Origin of the sequence: Bacterioplanoides sp. (genome assembly GCF_965226395.1) — a bacterium.
GTDB lineage: Bacteria > Pseudomonadota > Gammaproteobacteria > Pseudomonadales > Oceanobacteraceae > Bacterioplanoides.
In genome coordinates this window covers 2,706,921-2,726,275 of sequence record NZ_OZ245358.1, presented here as the reverse complement: position 1 = coordinate 2,726,275, position 19,355 = coordinate 2,706,921, and the positions used below count along the sequence as shown (strand labels likewise).

At 50.0% G+C, this 19,355-nt stretch carries 16 protein-coding genes; 9 read left to right on the top strand and 7 right to left on the bottom strand.

The features are described from left to right. Nucleotides 1-9: 9 nt before the first annotated feature. Nucleotides 10-1,785 carry a sensor histidine kinase gene (locus tag ACO05E_RS12555; protein ID WP_419813278.1) on the bottom strand — a complete coding sequence of 592 codons (1,776 nt, stop codon included), beginning with the start codon at nt 1,783-1,785 and terminating at the stop codon, nt 10-12. A 157-nt stretch (nt 1,786-1,942) separates the two neighbouring features. After that, nucleotides 1,943-3,367, bottom strand: a complete 1,425-nt coding sequence (gene ffh, locus ACO05E_RS12550) for a signal recognition particle protein (RefSeq protein WP_419813277.1) — start codon at nt 3,365-3,367, stop codon at nt 1,943-1,945. A 149-nt stretch (nt 3,368-3,516) separates the two neighbouring features. On the opposite strand from ffh, the gene ACO05E_RS12545 reads away from it, so the two are divergent. The 5 genes from ACO05E_RS12545 to ACO05E_RS12525 all read left to right on the top strand — a co-directional run bounded on the left by ACO05E_RS12545 (nt 3,517) and on the right by ACO05E_RS12525 (nt 10,386). Then, entirely contained in the window at nt 3,517-4,317 is an 801-nt protein-coding gene (locus tag ACO05E_RS12545; protein ID WP_419813276.1) for a cytochrome C assembly family protein, read from the top strand. 223 nt (nt 4,318-4,540) lie between these two features. Beyond that, on the top strand, nt 4,541-5,833 hold the full coding sequence (locus ACO05E_RS12540) for an HlyC/CorC family transporter (RefSeq protein ID WP_419813275.1): 1,293 nt from the start codon (nt 4,541-4,543) through the stop codon (nt 5,831-5,833). 131 nt (nt 5,834-5,964) lie between these two features. Next, a complete protein-coding gene (gene metG / locus ACO05E_RS12535) occupies nt 5,965-8,094 on the top strand; it encodes a methionine--tRNA ligase (protein ID WP_419813274.1) in 2,130 nt (709 codons plus the stop codon). A 456-nt stretch (nt 8,095-8,550) separates the two neighbouring features. Then, nucleotides 8,551-9,408: a TraB/GumN family protein gene (locus ACO05E_RS12530; RefSeq protein ID WP_419813273.1), complete on the top strand. Its 858-nt coding sequence runs from the start codon at nt 8,551-8,553 to the stop codon at nt 9,406-9,408. Nucleotides 9,409-9,519: 111 nt separating this feature from the next. Continuing rightward, nucleotides 9,520-10,386 carry a Tim44 domain-containing protein gene (locus tag ACO05E_RS12525; protein WP_419813272.1) on the top strand — a complete coding sequence of 289 codons (867 nt, stop codon included), beginning with the start codon at nt 9,520-9,522 and terminating at the stop codon, nt 10,384-10,386. 43 nt (nt 10,387-10,429) lie between these two features. Here the strand turns inward: ACO05E_RS12525 and ACO05E_RS12520 are convergent, their stop codons facing one another. Next, nucleotides 10,430-11,002 carry a TetR/AcrR family transcriptional regulator gene (locus tag ACO05E_RS12520; RefSeq protein ID WP_419813271.1) on the bottom strand — a complete coding sequence of 191 codons (573 nt, stop codon included), beginning with the start codon at nt 11,000-11,002 and terminating at the stop codon, nt 10,430-10,432. A 179-nt stretch (nt 11,003-11,181) separates the two neighbouring features. Continuing rightward, entirely contained in the window at nt 11,182-11,724 is a 543-nt protein-coding gene (orn, locus tag ACO05E_RS12515; RefSeq protein WP_419813270.1) for an oligoribonuclease, read from the bottom strand. 133 nt (nt 11,725-11,857) lie between these two features. Here orn and rsgA point away from each other — a divergent pair, with 133 nt between their 5' ends. Next, nucleotides 11,858-12,901, top strand: a complete 1,044-nt coding sequence (gene rsgA, locus ACO05E_RS12510) for a small ribosomal subunit biogenesis GTPase RsgA (RefSeq protein WP_419813269.1) — start codon at nt 11,858-11,860, stop codon at nt 12,899-12,901. A gap of 10 nt (nt 12,902-12,911) precedes the next feature. Here the strand turns inward: rsgA and motB are convergent, their stop codons facing one another. Both motB and motA read right to left on the bottom strand, forming a co-directional pair. Beyond that, on the bottom strand, nt 12,912-13,967 hold the full coding sequence (motB, locus tag ACO05E_RS12505; RefSeq protein WP_419813268.1) for a flagellar motor protein MotB: 1,056 nt from the start codon (nt 13,965-13,967) through the stop codon (nt 12,912-12,914). After that, entirely contained in the window at nt 13,967-14,818 is an 852-nt protein-coding gene (gene motA, locus ACO05E_RS12500) for a flagellar motor stator protein MotA (protein ID WP_419813267.1), read from the bottom strand. The genes motB and motA overlap by 1 nt, the downstream gene beginning before the upstream one ends. Before the next feature lie 136 nt (nt 14,819-14,954). On the opposite strand from motA, the gene ACO05E_RS12495 reads away from it, so the two are divergent. From ACO05E_RS12495 to asd, 3 genes are all read left to right on the top strand, one after another. Beyond that, nucleotides 14,955-16,583, top strand: a complete 1,629-nt coding sequence (locus tag ACO05E_RS12495) for an HDOD domain-containing protein (RefSeq protein ID WP_419813266.1) — start codon at nt 14,955-14,957, stop codon at nt 16,581-16,583. 114 nt (nt 16,584-16,697) lie between these two features. Continuing rightward, entirely contained in the window at nt 16,698-17,522 is an 825-nt protein-coding gene (locus tag ACO05E_RS12490; RefSeq protein ID WP_419813265.1) for a sulfurtransferase, read from the top strand. Continuing rightward, nucleotides 17,485-18,399, top strand: a complete 915-nt coding sequence (gene asd / locus ACO05E_RS12485) for an archaetidylserine decarboxylase (RefSeq protein ID WP_419813264.1) — start codon at nt 17,485-17,487, stop codon at nt 18,397-18,399. The genes ACO05E_RS12490 and asd overlap by 38 nt, the downstream gene beginning before the upstream one ends. A gap of 29 nt (nt 18,400-18,428) precedes the next feature. On the opposite strand, the gene epmA is transcribed toward asd, so the two are convergent. Further along, the gene (gene epmA / locus ACO05E_RS12480) at nt 18,429-19,352 is read right to left on the bottom strand and encodes an EF-P lysine aminoacylase EpmA (protein WP_419813263.1); all 924 of its coding nucleotides are present in this window, start codon (nt 19,350-19,352) and stop codon (nt 18,429-18,431) included. Nucleotides 19,353-19,355: the final 3 nt, after the last annotated feature.

The window sequence follows — 19,355 nt, the reverse complement described above, 5'->3', positions numbered from 1 at the left end:
GAAGTACAGCTATTGAATCATCTGACTCAGTTGCTTGCGGGTTAATGGCTTACGCATCAACTGAACCTGAGCTTCGATCTCCTGATCCAGGTGCTCACCGGCATACATCAGCGCAATCAGTTTGACCGATGCCTGCTGACAACGGCTGACCAGGGAAGCCCAGTCGACATCACCCAGACTGTTATCCACCAACAAGTGCGTCATGCCTTCCAGCGAGATTTGCTCGGTCGATGGCAGGATATGGATGGTTTCCTGAGATTCTTTATCCAGCCAACCACTTAACAAAGCCGATTGGGTAACACACAACACCGATGATGTTCTGGCAACGGATAATGACTGAATCCGCTCACGGGTCACCGACGGGGTTTGTACGGTAAACGAGAATAAAGAGCCGTCTGCGCTCGATTGTTCCAGCCGCAAACTGCCCTGCATCAACTCGCAGATCTTCTGCGCAATCGAAAGACCCAGACCATTACCCGCATGCTGGCGTGAGTGTGAGTTATCAATCTGATGGAAAATTTCAAACACCGACTGCTGTGCATCTTCAGGAATGCCAATACCGGTGTCACGCACTTCCGCACTGAGCACCCCGTCCAGCCAATGCACACAAATGGAAACGCCGCCTTCTGAGGTAAACTTTAAGGCGTTTGCAATCAGGTTAATAAACACCTGACGCAGGCGTACCGCATCAAATTCCAGCTGAGCCGGCAGATCGTTCCCTAAATGCACCACCAGATCGAGCTTTTTAGCGGCAACCTGAGCACTGAACATTTTACTCAGATCATTAAAGAAACGCTGACTGTCGACCACTTCCGGACGCAATACCAGCCCATTGGCTTCAATCGCCGCGGTATCCAGAATCTGATTAACGGTATCCAGCAGAATCTGAGCACTGTGCGCGGACAGCTCGGTAAACTCACGCTGTTCATCGTCCAGGCGGGTATCCAGCAACAGCTGATTCACCCCCAGAATGCCGTTGATCGGAGTACGTAATTCATGGCTCATATTGGATAAGAACTGGCTCTTAACCTTGCTCGCGTCTTCAGCAATCTGAGTCGCTTGTTTCAGTTCTTTCTCGAGAATTTTTGCCTGATGAATATCATCCTGAAGCTGACGGTTCAGGCCGCGCAACTCGGTGTTCATTTCTGAGTGGGTTTTGTGGTACGCCCAGATCAATGGCGCGACAATAAAAGCCAGCAACAGACTGAAACCAAACACGTACAACATGTCATCAATCAGAGCCTGCTCAATCACCGTAATGTCCATATCAGCCGCCGCGACATACGGCAAACCACCCGGCGATTTCAACGGCAGTAAAATCGTACGGAACAACCCCCAGCGGTCACCGGCAGTCACATATACCGGCTCGGTGGCGTACATTGCGTCGTAGTATTTTTGCGCGCCTTCCGGATAATCGGTCCAGTAGGTGACTACCTGATCGTTTTTAATATCATCTTCGGTGTAATTGCAGGTGGTGAAGTAGATTTCACCGTCGACCATCACATAGCTGTAGATATAGGTCATGTCGGCGGTTTTGGCGTGACGGGTCAATAGCTCTAAATTTTCACGATCCTGCTCCGGCGAAATAGCATCGGCAGTGCGGGCAATATCGTGAAAATCTTCTGGCAACAAACCGGGCAGATTACTGGCAGCGGCATACAAACGGGCGTCAATATCTTCCAGATAACGCTGCCGCTCCAGCATATAGCTGATAAAGGCTACGGCAATAATACCCACCATATAAATAAGAATGGCGGCGGTTAAGCGTCGGGTGGCTGCATCCATATAATTTCTGGCTCCTTTATTCATACGCCAGTCGGTAACGAGTAATAATTAATAGCAACAATTAACAATCACAACAATAAATATCACAAGAGAATAAAAAGGCCTGTTATTTCAGGCCTTTTTATAGAGTAGATTATATTTTCAGATAGTTCGCCGTTTAGCGCATCATCGGCGGCATTCCACCCGGCGGCATGCCGCCACCGCCCATACCACCCGGGCCACCCATTCCGCCAGGACCACCCATAGAACCAATGGCACGCATCATTTTACGCATACCACCTTTGGCCGTGACTTTCTTCATCATCTTCTGCATTTGCTTGTGCTGCTTCAGCAAGCGGTTGATGTCCTGAATCTGGGTGCCGGAGCCATTAGCAATACGCTTTTTACGCGAACCATTGATCTTTTCCGGGAAGCGGCGCTCATCCGGGGTCATTGAGAAGATGATGGATTCCATCTGTTTAAACTGCTTCTCGGCGGCATCGGTTTGTTTGGTCATGCCACCTAAGTTGCCCATACCCGGTAACTTATCCAGCATACCGGTGAGGCCACCCATGTTTTTCATCTGCTGAATCTGATCCAGGAAGTCTTCCAGGTCAAAGCCTTTGCCTTTCTGGATCTTCTTCGCCAGCTTATCGGCTTTGCTCTTATCAATTTTACGTTCGGCTTCTTCGATCAGGGTCAGGATGTCACCCATATCGAGAATACGGGACGCCACACGATCCGGATGGAAAGGCTCCAGTGCATCGGTTTTTTCACCCATGCCCATAAATTTGATCGGCTTGCCGGTAATCTGACGTACCGATAATGCCGCACCACCACGGGCATCACCATCAGCCTTAGTCAGCACCACACCGGTCAGCGGTAACGCATCATTAAAGGCTTTGGCCGTATTTGCCGCATCCTGACCCGTCATGGCATCAACCACAAACAGGGTTTCAGTTGGTGTGATGGCTGCGTGTAACTGCTGAATTTCAGCCATCATTTCTTCGTCAACCGCTAAGCGACCCGCGGTATCGACCAACAGTACATCCGCCTGCGCCCGTTTGGCGGCATCAATGGCAGCGTTGGCAATGGCAATCGGCTTTTCTTCAACCGAAGACGGGTGAAATAACGCGCCGACTTCATTAGCCAGAGTTTCCAGCTGTTTGATCGCCGCCGGACGGTAAACGTCTGCCGACACCACCATCACTTTTTTCTTTTCGCGCTCTGCCAGATATTTAGCCAGTTTACCGACGGTGGTGGTTTTACCAGCACCCTGCAAACCAGCCATCAGCACGACAACCGGTGGCTGAGCCGCCAGATTCAGGCTCTCATTGGAAGAACCCATAACGCTCTGCAGTTCGTCATGAACAATCTTCAGAAACGCCTGGCCCGGATTCAGGCTTTGTAATACGTCAGCACCAATCGCACGCTCTTTAACCTGATTGGTGAATTCCTTCACCACCGGCAGCGCCACATCGGCTTCTAACAACGCCATACGCACTTCGCGCATAGTGCCTTTAATGTTGTCTTCAGTTAACTTGGCCTGGCCGGTGATACTTTTTAACGCACCGCCCAGGCGATCGGTAAGGCTCTCAAACATCGTCAATGACTCAGATACAGATATAAATTGCCGCCAGTATAGCCTGAGGCGGGCTTTTTCCCCAACAGTCGCGATGTAAGATGATGATTTCCCCTATAAAAAGTGCGACACTCGGTCGTTTTTCGGGGCAAAGACAAAGAGGACATCGTATGTCAGGGTTGTCACTGGCGTTACCCGCCGCCGGTTTTTATCTGTTCAGTGCGTTACGCCAATGGTTAACAGTGGTTGGCAAGCAGCCAGCCAACCGCGGCCTGGTACTGTCAGCGGCCATGGTGGCCGCGCTGTTACATCTGGGTTACCTCGGCCGCGATATGTTGGGCGGCCAATATATTAACTTCGCATTGTTTGAAGTGGGCTCGTTAATCAGCTGGGTAATTACCCTGCTGTTGTTGTTTTCCAGCTGGAAAAAACCCATCGACAATCTGTTAATCGGGCTGTTGCCGATGGCGGCCGTTATTCTGATTTTTGCCGCCTTCTCCGACCAGCATGTCCCATTGAAAGACATCAATTACGCTCTGGCCTGGCATATTTTGCTGGCGATTCTGGCGTACAGCGTTTTTACCATTGCTGCGGTACAGTCTGTATTGTTGTACCTGCAGGATCAGAGCCTGAGAAAGCATCACTTCCGCGGGCTGGTGCAAAATCTGCCGCCGTTACAAACCATGGATTTGCTGCTGTTTGAAATGATCTGGCTGGGTATGTTGTTGCTGACTGCCTCGTTTGTGATTGGCTTGCCAAGTGTGATCGACTTAAAAGCGCAATTCTTAATCCATAAAGTGGTGTTTGCGGTGATTGGCTGGCTGGTGTTTGCCACTCTGCTGTTTGGCCGCTACCGCTTTGGCTGGCGGGGTGTGATTGCCAGCCGCTGGACCATCATTGGTACTGGCTTTCTGATTTTGTCGTATTTTGGCTCTAAGTTTGTCGTCGAGGTTCTGTTGGACAAATCCTGAAAGTCCCCCGGATTATTGCTCAGCCGCCGCTCCGAAGGGCCATCCATGGCCCTGCCGAGCTAGCGCAACATCCTGTTGCTGCTATGAGCAATAATCCGGGTAACTTTATGATTTAAGCCAAACGTTATGACAGCAGTCAAAAGTGTTGAAAACATTGACACCACACACCTCCTGCCTATGATGAGCGCATCTTCATTTTGATTACTAACCACAGGAACCCGTCTTGAACGACGTCCCCTTAAGTGTGCTGTTCAGCATACTGGCATTACTGATTATCTTCTCCGGATTCTTCTCCAGCTCTGAAACCGGCATGATGTCGCTCAACCGTTATCGTCTGCGCCATCTGGTTAAAAACAAACACAAAGGCGCACAACGGGCGGCTAAATTACTCGAAAAACCAGACCGCCTGATTGGTACTATTCTCACCGGTAACAATCTGGTGAACTTTGCCGCCGCTGCACTGGCCACCATCATCAGCCAGCGCTTATGGCCGGATAATCCCGATCTGGCGGTGTTTGTGAACACCATTCTGTTCACTCTGGTAGTACTGATTTTCGCAGAACTAACCCCCAAAACTCTGGCCGCCATTGCACCGGAAAAAATTGCCTTCCCGGCCTCTCGCATTCTGGCTGGCTTGCAGTGGTTGCTGTATCCATTTGTGTGGCTGGTAAATACCATCGCCAATGGCTTGTTAAAACTGATCCGGGTGGATGTGAATAACCCAACACCGGATAACTTATCCACCGAAGAACTGCGTACCGTCGTGCGTGAAGCCGGTTCTATGATTCCTAAACGCCACCAGCATATGCTGATCAGTATTCTGGATCTGGAAAAGATGACGGTGAACGACATCATGGTGCCGCGTACGGAAGTGTTTGGTATCGACCTGGACGATGATCTGTCCACGATTCAGCAACAACTGCGTAACACCCAGCACACCCGCATTCCGGTGTACCGTGGTGAATTAAACGAAGTGGTGGGGTTATTACACACGCGTAATATCAGCCGCTTTCTGGCTTCCGGCGAATACCTGAAGGAAGAGCTGGAGAAGGTGATTCGGGAGCCGTACTTTATTCCGGAGAGCACACCACTACACACCCAGCTGTTTAACTTCCAGAAAAACCAACGCCGTATGGCGCTGGTAGTGAATGAATATGGCGATGTGCAGGGCATCTGTACGCTGGAAGATATTCTCGAAGAGATTGTTGGTGAGTTCACGACCGATGTGGCCACCACCAGCTCGCCCGATGTACACCCGCAAGAAGATGGCAGCTTTATTATTGACGGCACCGCCTTTGTCCGTGACGTGAATAAAACCCTGCATTGGGCATTACCCACCGATGGCCCGAAAACCATCAGCGGCCTGATCGTGGAAGCACTGGAACATATTCCGGACACTCAGGTGTGTTTGGTGATTGACGATTACCGCATCGAAATTCTGCAGATCAAAGACAACACCATCCGCACCGCCCGGGTTACGCTGGTGCCGGGTAGCGAGCCGGTGGCCGCCGACTGATCAACAGCTGCGTCTGTTTACTGTCAGTGACACTTTGTTTTCTCTAGTCATAGCCGCTTGTAGTTGGTTTACTGCAAGCGCTGTCGCTCGTACAATGGCGCCCTTTATTTTTAGCGCACAGAACGAGTTCCATGACAGATCACGCAACGAACAGCCGTAAAATTCTGGTCACCAGTGCCCTGCCGTATGCCAACGGCTCCATTCACTTAGGTCACCTGCTGGAATATATCCAGACGGATATCTGGGTTCGCTTCCAGAAAGCCCGTGGCCATCAATGTACCTACGTCTGTGCCGACGATGCTCATGGCACTGCCATTATGTTGCGCGCCGAGAAAGAAGGCATCAGCCCGGAAGAACAGATTGCCCGGGTTAAAGCCGAGCATGAAGCTGACTTTGCTGATTTCCAGATCGCCTTTGATAACTTCCACTCGACCCACTCGGAAGAAAACCGCGAACTGAGCGCCGCTATTTATAAAGCCTGCCGCGACAAAGGCCACATCAATGTGCGCAGCATTAAGCAGCTGTACGATCCGGTAAAAGAGCTGTTTCTGGCCGACCGTTATGTCAAAGGTGAATGCCCGAAATGTGGTACCGAAGACCAGTACGGCGATAACTGTGAAAGCTGTGGCGCAACCTACACGCCGGGTGAACTGAAAAATCCGTTTTCGACCATCTCTGGTGCCACGCCGGTTGAAAAAGAATCTGAACACTACTTCTTCAAATTACCGGACTTTGAAGGCTTCCTGAAAGAGTGGACCCGTTCTGGCACGTTACAGGATGAAGTCGCGAACAAGCTGGCTGAATGGCTGGATGCTGGTTTGCAGGAATGGGACATCAGCCGTGATGCCCCTTACTTCGGCTTTGAGATTCCAGATGCACCGGGCAAATATTTCTACGTTTGGCTGGACGCGCCAATCGGCTATATGGCCAGCTTCAAAAACCTGTGTGACCGTCGTGACGATTTAGACTTTGATGATTACTGGAAGCCCGGCTCTGACGCCGAGGTTTACCACTTTATCGGTAAAGACATCATCAACTTCCACGCCTTGTTCTGGCCGTCCATGCTGACCGCCGCAGAATACCGCACCCCAACCGCCGTTAACGCTCACGGTTTTGTCACCGTCAATGGCGCAAAAATGTCGAAGTCGCGTGGCACCTTTATTAAGGCCCGCACCTTCCTGAATCATTTAAACCCGACCTACCTGCGTTATTACTTCGCGGCCAAACTGAGTGCCAGCGTGGATGATTTCGACCTGAATCTGGAAGACTTCGTACAGCGTGTAAATACCGATCTGGTGAATAAGCTGGTCAACATTGCCAGCCGTACTGCCAACTTTGTTAAAAAGTCCGGTGGTGAGCTGAGCGACAGCTGTATTGAACAGGACATGGTACAAAGCTTTATTGATCGTGGTGACGTGATTGCAGAGCTGTACGAACAGCGCGAATTTGGCAAAGCCATGAAAGAAATCATGACCCTTGCCGATCGCGCGAACGAATACATTCAGGCAAAACAGCCTTGGGCGATGAACAAAGAAGAAGGCCGCGAGCAGGAAGTGCTGGAAGTATGTTCCGTTGCCATCAACCTGTTCCGCCAGCTGGTGACGTATCTGGCGCCGGTACTGCCGGAGATCGCTGAAAAAACCCAGGCCTTCCTGAATCTGGAATCACTGGACTGGGATGCTCGTCGCGACATTCTGCTGGGCCATGAGATTAATAAATTTAAGCCGATGCTGAGCCGTGCTGAGATGGAAAAAATCGAAGCGATTCTGGAAGAGACCAAATCTGAGCTGGCGAAAGAAAATGGCGCAGCGCCTGCAACAACCGATGCTAAAGCAGACAGCAAAGCTGCTGAGAAAAAGCCAGCTAAAAAAGAGAAAAAGCCTCGCAAGAAAGGCCCAGAGCCGAGAGAAGACGGTAACGAAGTTATCGCTCCGGAAATTCAGTTCGATGATTTTGCCAAAGTGGATTTGCGTGTTGCCAAAATTCTGAATGCACAACACGTTGAAGGTGCCGATAAGTTATTGCAGTTAACCCTGGATATCGGCAACGGCGACGTCCGTAATGTCTTCTCGGGTATTAAATCCGCCTATGCGCCGGAAGACCTGATCGGCAGTCTGACCGTGATGATTGCCAACTTGGCACCGCGTAAAATGAAGTTTGGTATGTCAGAAGGTATGGTGCTGGCGGCAGGCCCGGGTGGTAAAGATATCTGGTTATTAGAGCCAGATGAAGGTGCTAAACCCGGCATGCGGATTGTATAATTGGTATGAAGGAGTCACTAGATGACTCCTTCATTCATACAGAAAAAATAGAAAGGATTTCGTAATGAAAAAAATGTTATTGATAATTTCTTTATTCGTATTTACAAGCAATGCGAATGCAATATATAACTCAAATATACGTGGCGTTTTAACAGGCGTCTTTACTTATTCTGATGGTGACTACATATACATCACGCTTCAGAATCAGCCTCGATCTCATCCAGGATGCAAGCCAAACTATTTTGTCATTGCCAGTGACGTACCAAAAGAGCGACGCCAAATGATGTTGTCCCGACTGTTACTAGCATATGCATCCAAAGAATCCGTAAACATAGGTTATGACCAAAGTGGTGACTGCGCACACGGGTACATCCGAGTTCACCGTATAGGTTGATGATAAAACGCCCAAACAGTATGCTGTTTGGGCGTTTTTTATTACCTGAAAAGGACTTCCCTATGCGTCTGATACTCAGCCTGATTTTCTCCTTTATTTGCTTATCGACACTGGCCGAAACCTCCCTGTGGAAAGTCAGCAACGGCGACAAGCATATTTATCTGGGCGGCACCTTTCATATGCTGGCGGAGTCGGATTATCCATTACCCGCCGAGTTTGAAGCTACCTATCAAAAAGTGAACTGGCTAGTATTTGAAACCGACATCAGCGCGCTCGAAAGTGCTGAGTTTCAACAGCAGTTTCAGCAAGCCTTTTTATTACCCGCCGGAGAAACACTCAAAACCGCCTTATCGGACACAGCGTTTCAGCAACTCAGTGATTACTGTCAGCAAAATCAGATCGACCTGCGCCCTTTTATGCCATTTAAACCACAATTTATCAGCCTGATTATTGTGGTGCAGGAACTGCAAAAATACGGCTTAACCGCTGAAGGTGTGGATAATTATTTTTATAACAAAGCCAAAGCCGACAACAAACTGACCACCCAACTGGAAAGCCCGAACCAGCAGCTGCATTTTCTGGCGAATATGGCGGAAGGCAACGAAGATAATCTGATCCAGCAAACGTTAGCCGACGCCAAAGAATTAGAAAGCATGATGGACGGCATGCGCAAAGCCTGGCGCGATGGTGATGCCACAACCCTGAACACACTGGGTATTCAACCGATGCAGCAGGATTACCCTAAAATTTATCAGAGTTTATTGGTTGAACGGAATAATAACTGGATGCCACGCATCGAAACCTTATTAACTCACCGAGAACCGAAGCTCGTGCTTGTGGGTGCTTTGCATCTGGCAGGCCGGGACGGTTTGTTAACCCAATTAAAAAACAAGGGTTATCACGTCGCCCAGGTTCAATAGTAGGCGTAATAACAGGTGCAATAAAGCCCCGGTTTAATAAAGCGATGATATACTCTGTCGCCACAATAAAACCCATAAAATCACTCTGATAAATAGCATTGGAATAACCGAATGAAATCATTTCTGACTGTATTAACGTCGTTATGTTTGATATTTGCCTTTGTAGGCGAAGCCCAGGCCAAACGTTTTGGCGGTGGAGGCTTTGGCAAAAGCCACAAAACCACACCTTTCTTCAAGAAAAAGCAGGAACCTCAAAAACAAGCAGACCAGAAAAATGGCCAGAACCAGCCGGCACAAAAAGGCCGGGGCCTGATGGGCGGTATGTTAGGTGGTCTATTAGCTGGCGGCCTGTTCGCTTACCTGCTGGGCAGTGGTGCTTTTGAAGGCATTCAGTTTATGGATATTCTGCTGCTGGCAGCGGTTGCCTTTATTGCGCTGAAAATCTTCCGCTCAATGGCCGCAGGTCAACGCCAGCCTGCTCATGCCAGTGTTAGTAGTGCAGGCGCGTCTCCAGCTATGCAGCGCCAGAGCGTTGAAATGCCGCGCGAAGCCGGTGCCGCAGCGGCGTTTGATACCGGCAGCAGCCATGACGAAACACCCTTAAATCTGCCGCAAGGATTTGATGCCGATGCTTTTGTTCAGGGCTCACTGGAGCACTATCGCACGGTTCAGCAAGCCTGGAACGACGGCAAGCTGGAGGTGATTGAAGAATATGTTTCAGCCCCACTGTTTGCCGGTTTAAAACAGCAGCGCGAACGCCTGATGGTGCCACCACAAACCGAAATTCTGGATCTGAACGCCGAGATTGTACGCGCCGACCAGACTGGTTCTGTGGCCGAGATCAGCATTTTGTTCCGTGGCTTATGTAAGGATGAACTGGAAAAATCCGAAGACGGTATTTTTGATACCTGGCATCTGGAACGTGATACTGCGGTTGATGGTTCTAATTGGGTGATTGTTGGCATCGAAGCCGAATAAATCAGCCTGCTCTCAGGTGATTTATCAGGGCCGTCAACAGGCCCTAACGGCTCTGCAATGACCTGAGCAGTCGCAGAGCCGCCTGAGAGGACTGCTCTTCCAGCCCTTGCATCTTCATCATCTGATAAATTTGTGCATTCGAATAGATGGCACAAATGCCAACGGCTACTGCATTGGCAGCCTCTTCATTAACCTGAGAGTCTCTCTGTACAAAGTAACCAATCAGGCATTCCCTCAACATCGTTTTCCAGTTTTCCAGTAAAACAGCGACCTGCTGATTATCTTCGGCCAACGCGGATAGTGAATACGCCAGACGAGCAGTATCACAATTGCGCTCAAACAAAACACGAATCAGATCGTCATCGGAAGACTGGGGAGTCAGAGAGTGGTTCAGGTAAGCAATAAAATCATGACAACGCTGTTCAAAGCGCTGCATCAGCCCGGCCTGAAGCTCACGCCGGTTACCGACATTATGGCGAATTAAGGGTCTCGCAAGGTCCGCTTTTTCAGCAATACGTTCCAGTGTCGCGCCTTCGAGGCCATAACGTGCAACACAGGCTTCATAAGCATCCATCACTTGTTGGTAACGCTGTTCTTTCAGGCTTGGGCGGGACACTCGGATAATCCACTGTTAAATTGCGACAATTGGATTATATGAAAAAGGATTCTTATTACAATTTTACATTTTGACAATTTTCAATAACGCTGAATCTTGTGATGCAGTTGTCAAAATATCACCGCAAACAAGACCCAGTTTTCTGTCAGAAATGCCAATATTCAGCGGCAGCTCATCATTTATAACGCCAGCAAGTGTTCGCGATAATGCGCCATTTCAGCAATCGACTCTTTGATATCATCCAGCGCCAGATGTGCGCCTTTTTTCTTAAAGGAAGAAACAACGTCTGGCTTCCAGCGCTTGGCCAGCTCTTTCAGCGTACTGACGTCAATATTGCGGTAGTGCATGTAGGCTTCCAGCTGCGGCATATATTTCACCAGAAAGCGGCGATCCTGATGAATACTGTTACCACACAGGGGGGAGCTGCCTTCTTTGACGTGCTCGCGTAAAAAAGCCAATGTCTGTTGTTCAGCCTCACGCGCCGATACCTGACTGTCTCGTACACGTTGTGTCAGCCCAGAGTTACCATGGGTTTTGGTATTCCATTCATCCATCGCATCCAGCAGCACATCCGGCTGATGAATCGCCAGCACCGGACCTTCGGCAATAATATTCAGCTCTTTATCCGTTACCAGGGTGGCAATTTCAATAATGACATCCTGCTCTGGCTCCAGACCGGTCATTTCCAGGTCCATCCACACCAGATTTTCTTTTTGACTCATAAGCACTCGCCTTTCGCACGCCCTTGAATTGAAAGCGCGCCAGTTTATCAGCTTGCTATTGCACTGTCGTCAGCCAACCCGGACAATACCGGCTCACTCCTAATCCACCTCCGGAAGCCGCGATACCCCTTTTATGGCAAAACGAAAACTGACCAAACGCCAGGCCTGGCGTGTTGAAAAAATCCAGCAGGAAAAAGCCAAGCGGGCCGAACGCAAAGAAAACGACATTACAGAACAGCTGAATGCCGGAGAGCTGGGCGACGAGTGCCATGGTCAGGTGATTGCACATTTTGGTAGTCAGGTGGAAGTGGAAGATGACCAGCGCCAAAAATACCGGTGTTATTTACGTGCCAATTTAGGCTCGCTAGTGACAGGGGATCGTGTGGTGTTTCGTCCTGGGCCAGAAGTCAGTCATGCATCCAGTGATGAAAAAGTCCGCACCGGTGTGGTTGAAACGGTCACGCAAAGAACGTCAGAATTATCCCGCCCGAACCCTTACAACGAAATCAAACCAGTCGCCGCCAATATTGATTTTATTGTGTTGGTGATTGCCCCCGAACCAGAGGCTCATGCCAACCTGATTGACCGCTATCTGGTGGCCGCCGAAAACTGCCGGATTGAACCAATTATTCTGTTAAATAAAACCGATTTACTGAATGATGCCAATCGCCAGCGCTTTGATGAGTTATTAACCACTTACGAGCAACTGGGCTATCGCACTTTACGGGTGTGCAGCAAGCAAGAAAGCAGTTTGAGTGAATTTAAACAATTCCTGAATGGTCGTATCAGTGTATTTGTTGGCCAATCCGGGGTCGGTAAATCTTCCTTAATTGATACCCTGCTGCCAGAGGAAGAATTAAAAGTTGGCGCTTTGTCAGCAGCCACCAAAAAAGGCCGCCATACCACCACCACGGCACGTTTATACCACTTTCCCGACGGCGGTGATTTAATTGATTCTCCGGGAATCCGGGAATTTGGCTTATGGCATATGTCGGAAGAAGATGTGATGTTCGGCTTTTGTGAAATTCGCGACCTTGCCGGTTATTGCCGCTTCCGTGACTGTAAACACGAACAAGAACCCGGCTGTGCTATTTTAGATGCGGTTGAGTCCGGCAAAATCAGCCAACAACGATTCGACAGTTATAAGCGGATTTTAGCCACTCTGACGGAGCTTTAAAGACCGTCATTTACCAGAAAATTTCTTCACGATTAGGCGGGTTATCATAGGTATTGTCTTTGCTTTCCCGCTGCTTACGTAACTCATCCAATAACGAACCAGCCTTATTCACCACCGGTTTACGGTCATCCTGGTTTTCCTGGTTCTGGCCGCCTTGTGGATTACCTTCGCCATCGTTAATAAATTCGATATCACGGTTGTCAGCGCCACCGGCACGACCACGGATATTGGCATCGGACTGTTTGTTCAGCATGGTGATGGAAATACGGCGGTTTACCGAATTACCCGGATCATCCGCTTTTAACGGCGCGGTATCACCCATACCAATCACCTGAGCAATCTGAGATTTAGGCACGCCCGCTTCCATTAAAGCGCGACGGGCTGAGTCGGCCCGCATCGACGACAAACTCCAGTTAATATCGTCTTCCGCACGCACGCCAGCGGCTTTGGATGAATCGGTATGGCCACTAATGGACAAACGATGCTCCAGTGTTGCCAGTACCGGTGCCAACTCCCATAAGATATCTTCCGAATAATATTTTAAATCAGCACTGCCCGGGTCAAACATGGGGCGTTTGGTCTGATCCACAATCTGTAGCCGCAATCCTTCGGTGGTGATATCCAGCAGCAGCTGATTTTTAAACGGGCTGAGTGTTGGGCTGGCTTCAATCCGGGCTTCAATTTTAGCCTGCATACTCTGTAAGCGTTTTTGCTCAATGGCATCGGCCAGGTTTTCAATTTCTTCAGCCTGCAGAATTTTTTCCGGATCAATCACTTCCGACACCGCAATATTGTCTGCGGTTGACGGTGAGCCGCCAAAATCAATGATATAAGCCGACGGTACCCGTTGGCCTTCTTCAAAAGCCTTAGGATCCTGAAAATAACCGGAAATAGCAGCCTTTTCCTGCTCGTTAGATGAGTTAATCACCCATAACACCAGAAACAACGCCATCATCGCCAATGCAAAGTCCGCCATGGCGACTTTCCAGGCGCCACCATGTTCTTCGTGTTTACCTTTTTTATAACGACGAACAATAATGTTCTGGTGCTGGCCTAAATTCTCCATCAGCGACCACGAATTTTACTTTCAACTTCGTTAAAGGTCGGCCGCCCATGGGTAAACAGGGCTTTACGGCCAAACTCAACCGCCAGTTGCGGTGGCACACCGTTCAGCGACGCCACAATACAGGCTTTGGCCGCTTCATAGAGCTTGATTTCTTCTTCGGCGATATGGCGCATACTGGCACTCACCGGCCCGGTAAAACCGTACGACAACAGCACCCCGGAAAAGGTACCCACCAGCGCAGCGGCCACGTGTTTACCAATTTCAGAAATTTCACCACCAATCGCCCCCATGGTAATCACAATCCCCAATACCGCGGCCACAATCCCGAAACCTGGCAAAGCATCAGCCACCTTCCCCACGGCTACCGCAGGTTGTTCCAGTTCGTGTAAGCGGGCATCAATTTCCTGATCCATCAGGGATTCGAGTTCAAAGGAGGTCAGATTGCCGGCGGCAATAATACGGAAATAGTCGGCAATAAAGTCAGCCAGTTCTGCATTTGACTGAATGGCGGGATAACGAGAGAAAATGGCACTCGACTGAGGACTATCAACATCCCCTTCAATCGCCATAATCCCTTCACGCCGGGCTTTATTGAGGATGTCGTAAATCAGGCCCAGTACATCCATATACATAGCTTTATTCACTTTACTGCCCAGCACAATCTGGGGGGTCAGGGCAAAACAGCCCTTAATTACATGCCAGGGATTGGATAACAGAAAGGCGCCAAACGCGGCGCCCACAATAATCAGGATTTCAAACGGTTGCCACAATGCCAGCAGCTGACCATGTGACATCACATAGCCATATAACACGCTACCAAAAACAACAAACAAGCCAATCAGAAACAGCATTCAGGCAATCCTTCGGGATACAACTCCACTTTCCGGAGACATTACCAATACGTTCAGGGCAATTACCTCCAGCGGAGACCAGGAATCAAGACTATAGTAAGTAAAGGTCACAATTCGCTGTTATACAAACTGAGACATGACACACTTATCGGTAATTTCCCCTCCCAGCAGTCGCTGGTCTGATGTTGCAGCCCTGCGCAATTTCCCGATTCTGGCAGAAACCCGGAATCGGGTGCGCAAGCAGATGCAAAGCAGCCAGGTCAATTTTGATGATCTGGCGTTGGTTGTTGAGAAGGATCCGGCCTTGTGCCTTAACCTGATGGTAGCGGCGGTCAGCCATAACCCTGGCTGTCGGGAACAGATATCCGGTGCCGCCAATTGTTTATCCCTGTTAGGGATGCAGGAACTGGTGCGTCTGATCAAACATCTGCCGGTTGTCGATGCCAACAGTGAGTCACGCCAGCATCAGCTCTACCGCCGGGCCTTACACTGCGCCGATATGGCGGCTGAGATGGCTGCTCACTGGGCGGCTATCCGTGGCAATATCAGTCCGGACTACGCCCGCTGGAACACCCTGATGGTGTGCGCACCGCTGTGGCAATGGCTACTCAGTGAGGAGCTGGCGCAAAACTGGTTGTATTGCCTGAGTGAAGGCCAGGACGTATTGGCTGCCATCAATACCTGCTTTGGTGACAACCAGCTTAAAAACTGGCAACGCCAGGTAAAACAACTGGGATTACCCCCGGCCGCCTTAGACTGCTTCCGCAAAGAGGCTGGTTTAACCACCGAGCAATGGAAGTTATTACGCCGCCACGACCCAAGAGACTTTGATAACCAACGCCAGTTACTGCACCGCCTGCAACAACCTGAGTTGATTCCGATGATTGCCACCGGCCTGTCCTGGAACTGGCACATCGCGCCAGAAAGCAACAATGCCCGCCGCTGGCTGGTGCTGGCCAGCCATTGGTTAGGCAAACCACAGGCACAGGTCGCCGCCGACCTGAGAATTATCCAGCTCAATGCCAGCCGCCGCCAGAATGACGCCTTATCCAGCGGCTTAGCATTACTTGCCAGCCCAAGCGCCACACGCCAGAGTTATCCAAAGGTGATTCCAGCGGTTGCTGAAAAGCCGGTAACAGATGACATCCAGGAAAATGTCATTAAAAAAGAGCCAATTAATATTGGCAAACCGACTGCCGAAATTGAGCAAATTACCCGCCAGCCCGATCAGAGTTATCTCAATAAATTGCTGAATCAGTTGCAGCAACAACCGGATAGCTTCGGTGACTGGCATTATTTAATGCGTGGGGTACTTCGGGGGATTTGTCAGGGGTTAGGCATGTCGAGTGCCTGCATCGCGCTGCTGAATAAAGACAAAACCGCATTAAAAGTGTTTTATGCCGAAAATCTGCCGGAGCAGCATCCCCTGCGAAAAATGACCATTGATTTACGCCAGCCGAGTATTTTTAACAAACTGCTGGAAAAGCCCGCCAGCCTGAGCCTGACGCCGGAGAACCGCGAGAAATTTTTGCGTCATCTTCCGGATGCAACCCAACAGCTGTTACCAAACCATTGGGTGACCATGTCGATTGATGCCGGCCATAAACCCATTGGCCTGATCATGGCGCTGAATAATGATGGTGAGCAACCAGTGGAACACAGCGAATATCTGGCCTTCAAAAACCTGTGTTTAACCGCCAGCAAAAGCCTGGCCGAACTGCGCAGTCATACCGCCCAGCAACGGCCAACAGCATCCCGCTCCTGACAATTATTAGCTAATCCGACCGGGCCCTTCACTGACATTAATGCCCGGCTCGGATACACTGTTGGCCATTACATTTATACTCCTGTTAAATTCATACTTCTGTACGGATTCCCGATGGCCTCACTTCCCCTGCTTATTGAACCACAACAGTTAGCTGATCAACTGCCGTTAGCGAATACGCTGATTATTGACCAGAGCAAGCTGGAAACTTACCAGCAACATCATATTCCCGGGGCCGTTCACCTCGATTTTAAACGTCTGCAACTGGGACAAAAGCCAACGCCGGGCGCACTGCCTTCGCTGGAAGATCTGTCGGCGCTGTTCAGTGAACTGGGTCTGACTGCCGATACCCATGTAATTGCCTACGATGACGAAGGCGGTGGCTGGGCTGGTCGCCTGATCTGGGCGTTGGATATGATTGGCCATCACAGTTACAGCTACCTGAATGGTGGCATTCACGCCTGGCTAAAAGATGGTCTGGCTACCGAATCCGGTAACAACCTCCCCACGGCATCAGACTACAGCGTCACCCAGTTACAACCGGGGTTTGCGCTCAGCAAAGAAGAAATTGTCGCTCGCCTGGGACAAGCGGATTTTGCAATCTGGGATGCGCGCTCTGAAAAAGAATACACCGGCGAAAAAGTGGTATCGGCACGTGGTGGTCATATCCCGGGGGCAGTCAACTATGAGTGGACTCGTGGCATGAACCCGGAAGACGGTTTACGCATCAACCCTCTGGATGATTTCCGTGAGCTGCTGAACGGCATGGGCATTAATCAGGACAAAGAAATTGTCACCCATTGCCAGACTCACCACCGTTCCGGATTTACCTATCTGGTGGGTAAAATTTTAAACTTCAATATTAAAGCGTACGCAGGTTCCTGGTCAGAATGGGGCAACGATGAAAACACCCCAATCACCACTGGCGGGCAACCTTGAGGATTTGAGCTTGAGCACTTCATTAAAAGATAAATTATTTATTGCCAGTCAGTATCTGGTGCCACAACACTTATTGTCGCGCGGCATTGGTGCCGTGGCATCCTGCGAAGCAGATTGGGTGAAAAACCCGTTAATCCGTGGTTTTATCAAACAATTCGACGTCAATATGGACGAAGCTCAGCGCCAGAATCCGGAAGACTTTCGTTGTTTTAATGACTTCTTTACCCGCGAATTAAAAGATGGTGCCCGTCCGGTTGCTCATGGCGACAATATGATTGTTTCGCCCGCTGATGGTGCCGTTTCGCAACTCGGGCCGATTGAAAATGGCCGGATTTTTCAGGCCAAAGGTCAGGATTATTCACTGATTGAATTATTAGGTGGTGATAGCGAACGAGCGGCGCCATTTATGGGCGGTGAATTTTCCACCATTTATTTATCACCGAAGGATTATCACCGTGTTCATATGCCGGTTACCGGCACACTGCGCGAGATGATTTATGTACCGGGTGATTTATTCTCAGTGAATCAGGTAACCGCCGAAAACGTACCACGCCTGTTTTCCCGTAATGAGCGCGTAGTCGCCATTTTTGATACCGAGCTGGGCCAGATGGCGATGGTGTTAGTTGGCGCTATGATTGTTGCCGCGGTTGAGACCGTTTGGCATGGCCTGGTTACCCCGCCAAAACGCGAACTGCGCGTCACCTCATATCCAAGCCCAGAACCGATTACCATCGAAAAAGGTGAAGAAATGGGCCGCTTCCTGCTGGGCTCTACCGTGGTGTTGTGCTTTGAAAAAGGCAAAATGCACTGGCAAGACACTCTGAGTGCAGGCTCACCATTGCGCATGGGTGAGAGCATTGCTATGACGCTGGAGTAATCCAGCTAATGCTTTTCTGGTCGCGTATTTCAGGCGCGCGACCAGGAAAAGCTCAATACCTCATCAATGCTGGCGCCCAGCATCAGCATTAATAACCGATCAATTCCCATCGCCACCCCGGCACACTCCGGCAACCCCTGCTCCATAGCCGCCAATAAGCGTTCATCAATATCACGACCATTGGCTTCTTGTATAAATCGTTGACGCTGCTCTTTGGCATCGGTTAACTCGTGATAGCCATTCGCCAGCTCGACACCGTTTAAATACACTTCGAAACGTTGCGCGACTGCATCGCTCCCCTCTCCACTGACTTTAGCCAGAGCGGCCTGAGAAGCCGGATAGTTATGAATAAAGACCAGTGTATCCCGTGGTAATGCTGGTTCTACCTGATGACTCATAATCACATCAAGCCAGCCGTCACGATTCAGCTCCAGATCACAGCCAGCCAGTGCAATGCCCTGCTCACGCAGTTGGGCTTCTAAAATGTTGGGCCAATTAATACCCGCAAATTGTTGCAGTGCTTCGGCATAACTTAAGGTGAGCGCTTCAGGCTTCAGATAAATGTGTTCGGTCAGCAGCAGCCGTAACAAGCGTTCGACTTCACTCATCAGCTGCTGATGATCCCAGCCCACCCGATACCACTCCAACATAGTAAATTCCGGGTTATGACGTTGCCCGGCTTCGCCATGGCGAAACACTTTGCAGAGCTGATAAATATCGCCACTGCCTGCGCACAACAGGCGTTTCATGGCGTATTCCGGTGAGGTATGAAGATACCGTCCCTGAGCGTTAATGGGGTCAATATTGGGGTCGGTGACCGGTGCCTGGCACAACATTGGGGTCTCGACTTCCATTACTTGCTGCTCAGCAAAGAAGTTACGAATCAGCGTATTCACCCGCGCCCGTAAACCTAAAGCCTGTGGAGATGCTCCAGGCAACCAATCGACACTCATCGT

Bases quoted from the DNA above. Each gene is read 5' to 3' on its own strand.
- ACO05E_RS12555 (WP_419813278.1), bottom strand. From the start codon at position 1,785: ATGGATGCAGCCACCCGACGCTTAACCGCCGCCATTCTTATTTATATG.
- ffh (WP_419813277.1), bottom strand. From the start codon at position 3,367: ATGTTTGAGAGCCTTACCGATCGCCTGGGCGGTGCGTTAAAAAGTATC.
- ACO05E_RS12545 (WP_419813276.1), top strand. From the start codon at position 3,517: ATGTCAGGGTTGTCACTGGCGTTACCCGCCGCCGGTTTTTATCTGTTC.
- metG (WP_419813274.1), top strand. From the start codon at position 5,965: ATGACAGATCACGCAACGAACAGCCGTAAAATTCTGGTCACCAGTGCC.
- ACO05E_RS12530 (WP_419813273.1), top strand. From the start codon at position 8,551: ATGCGTCTGATACTCAGCCTGATTTTCTCCTTTATTTGCTTATCGACA.
- ACO05E_RS12525 (WP_419813272.1), top strand. From the start codon at position 9,520: ATGAAATCATTTCTGACTGTATTAACGTCGTTATGTTTGATATTTGCC.
- orn (WP_419813270.1), bottom strand. From the start codon at position 11,724: ATGAGTCAAAAAGAAAATCTGGTGTGGATGGACCTGGAAATGACCGGT.
- rsgA (WP_419813269.1), top strand. From the start codon at position 11,858: ATGGCAAAACGAAAACTGACCAAACGCCAGGCCTGGCGTGTTGAAAAA.
- motB (WP_419813268.1), bottom strand. From the start codon at position 13,967: ATGGAGAATTTAGGCCAGCACCAGAACATTATTGTTCGTCGTTATAAA.
- motA (WP_419813267.1), bottom strand. From the start codon at position 14,818: ATGCTGTTTCTGATTGGCTTGTTTGTTGTTTTTGGTAGCGTGTTATAT.
- ACO05E_RS12495 (WP_419813266.1), top strand. From the start codon at position 14,955: ATGACACACTTATCGGTAATTTCCCCTCCCAGCAGTCGCTGGTCTGAT.
- ACO05E_RS12490 (WP_419813265.1), top strand. From the start codon at position 16,698: ATGGCCTCACTTCCCCTGCTTATTGAACCACAACAGTTAGCTGATCAA.
- asd (WP_419813264.1), top strand. From the start codon at position 17,485: ATGAAAACACCCCAATCACCACTGGCGGGCAACCTTGAGGATTTGAGC.
- epmA (WP_419813263.1), bottom strand. From the start codon at position 19,352: ATGAGTGTCGATTGGTTGCCTGGAGCATCTCCACAGGCTTTAGGTTTA.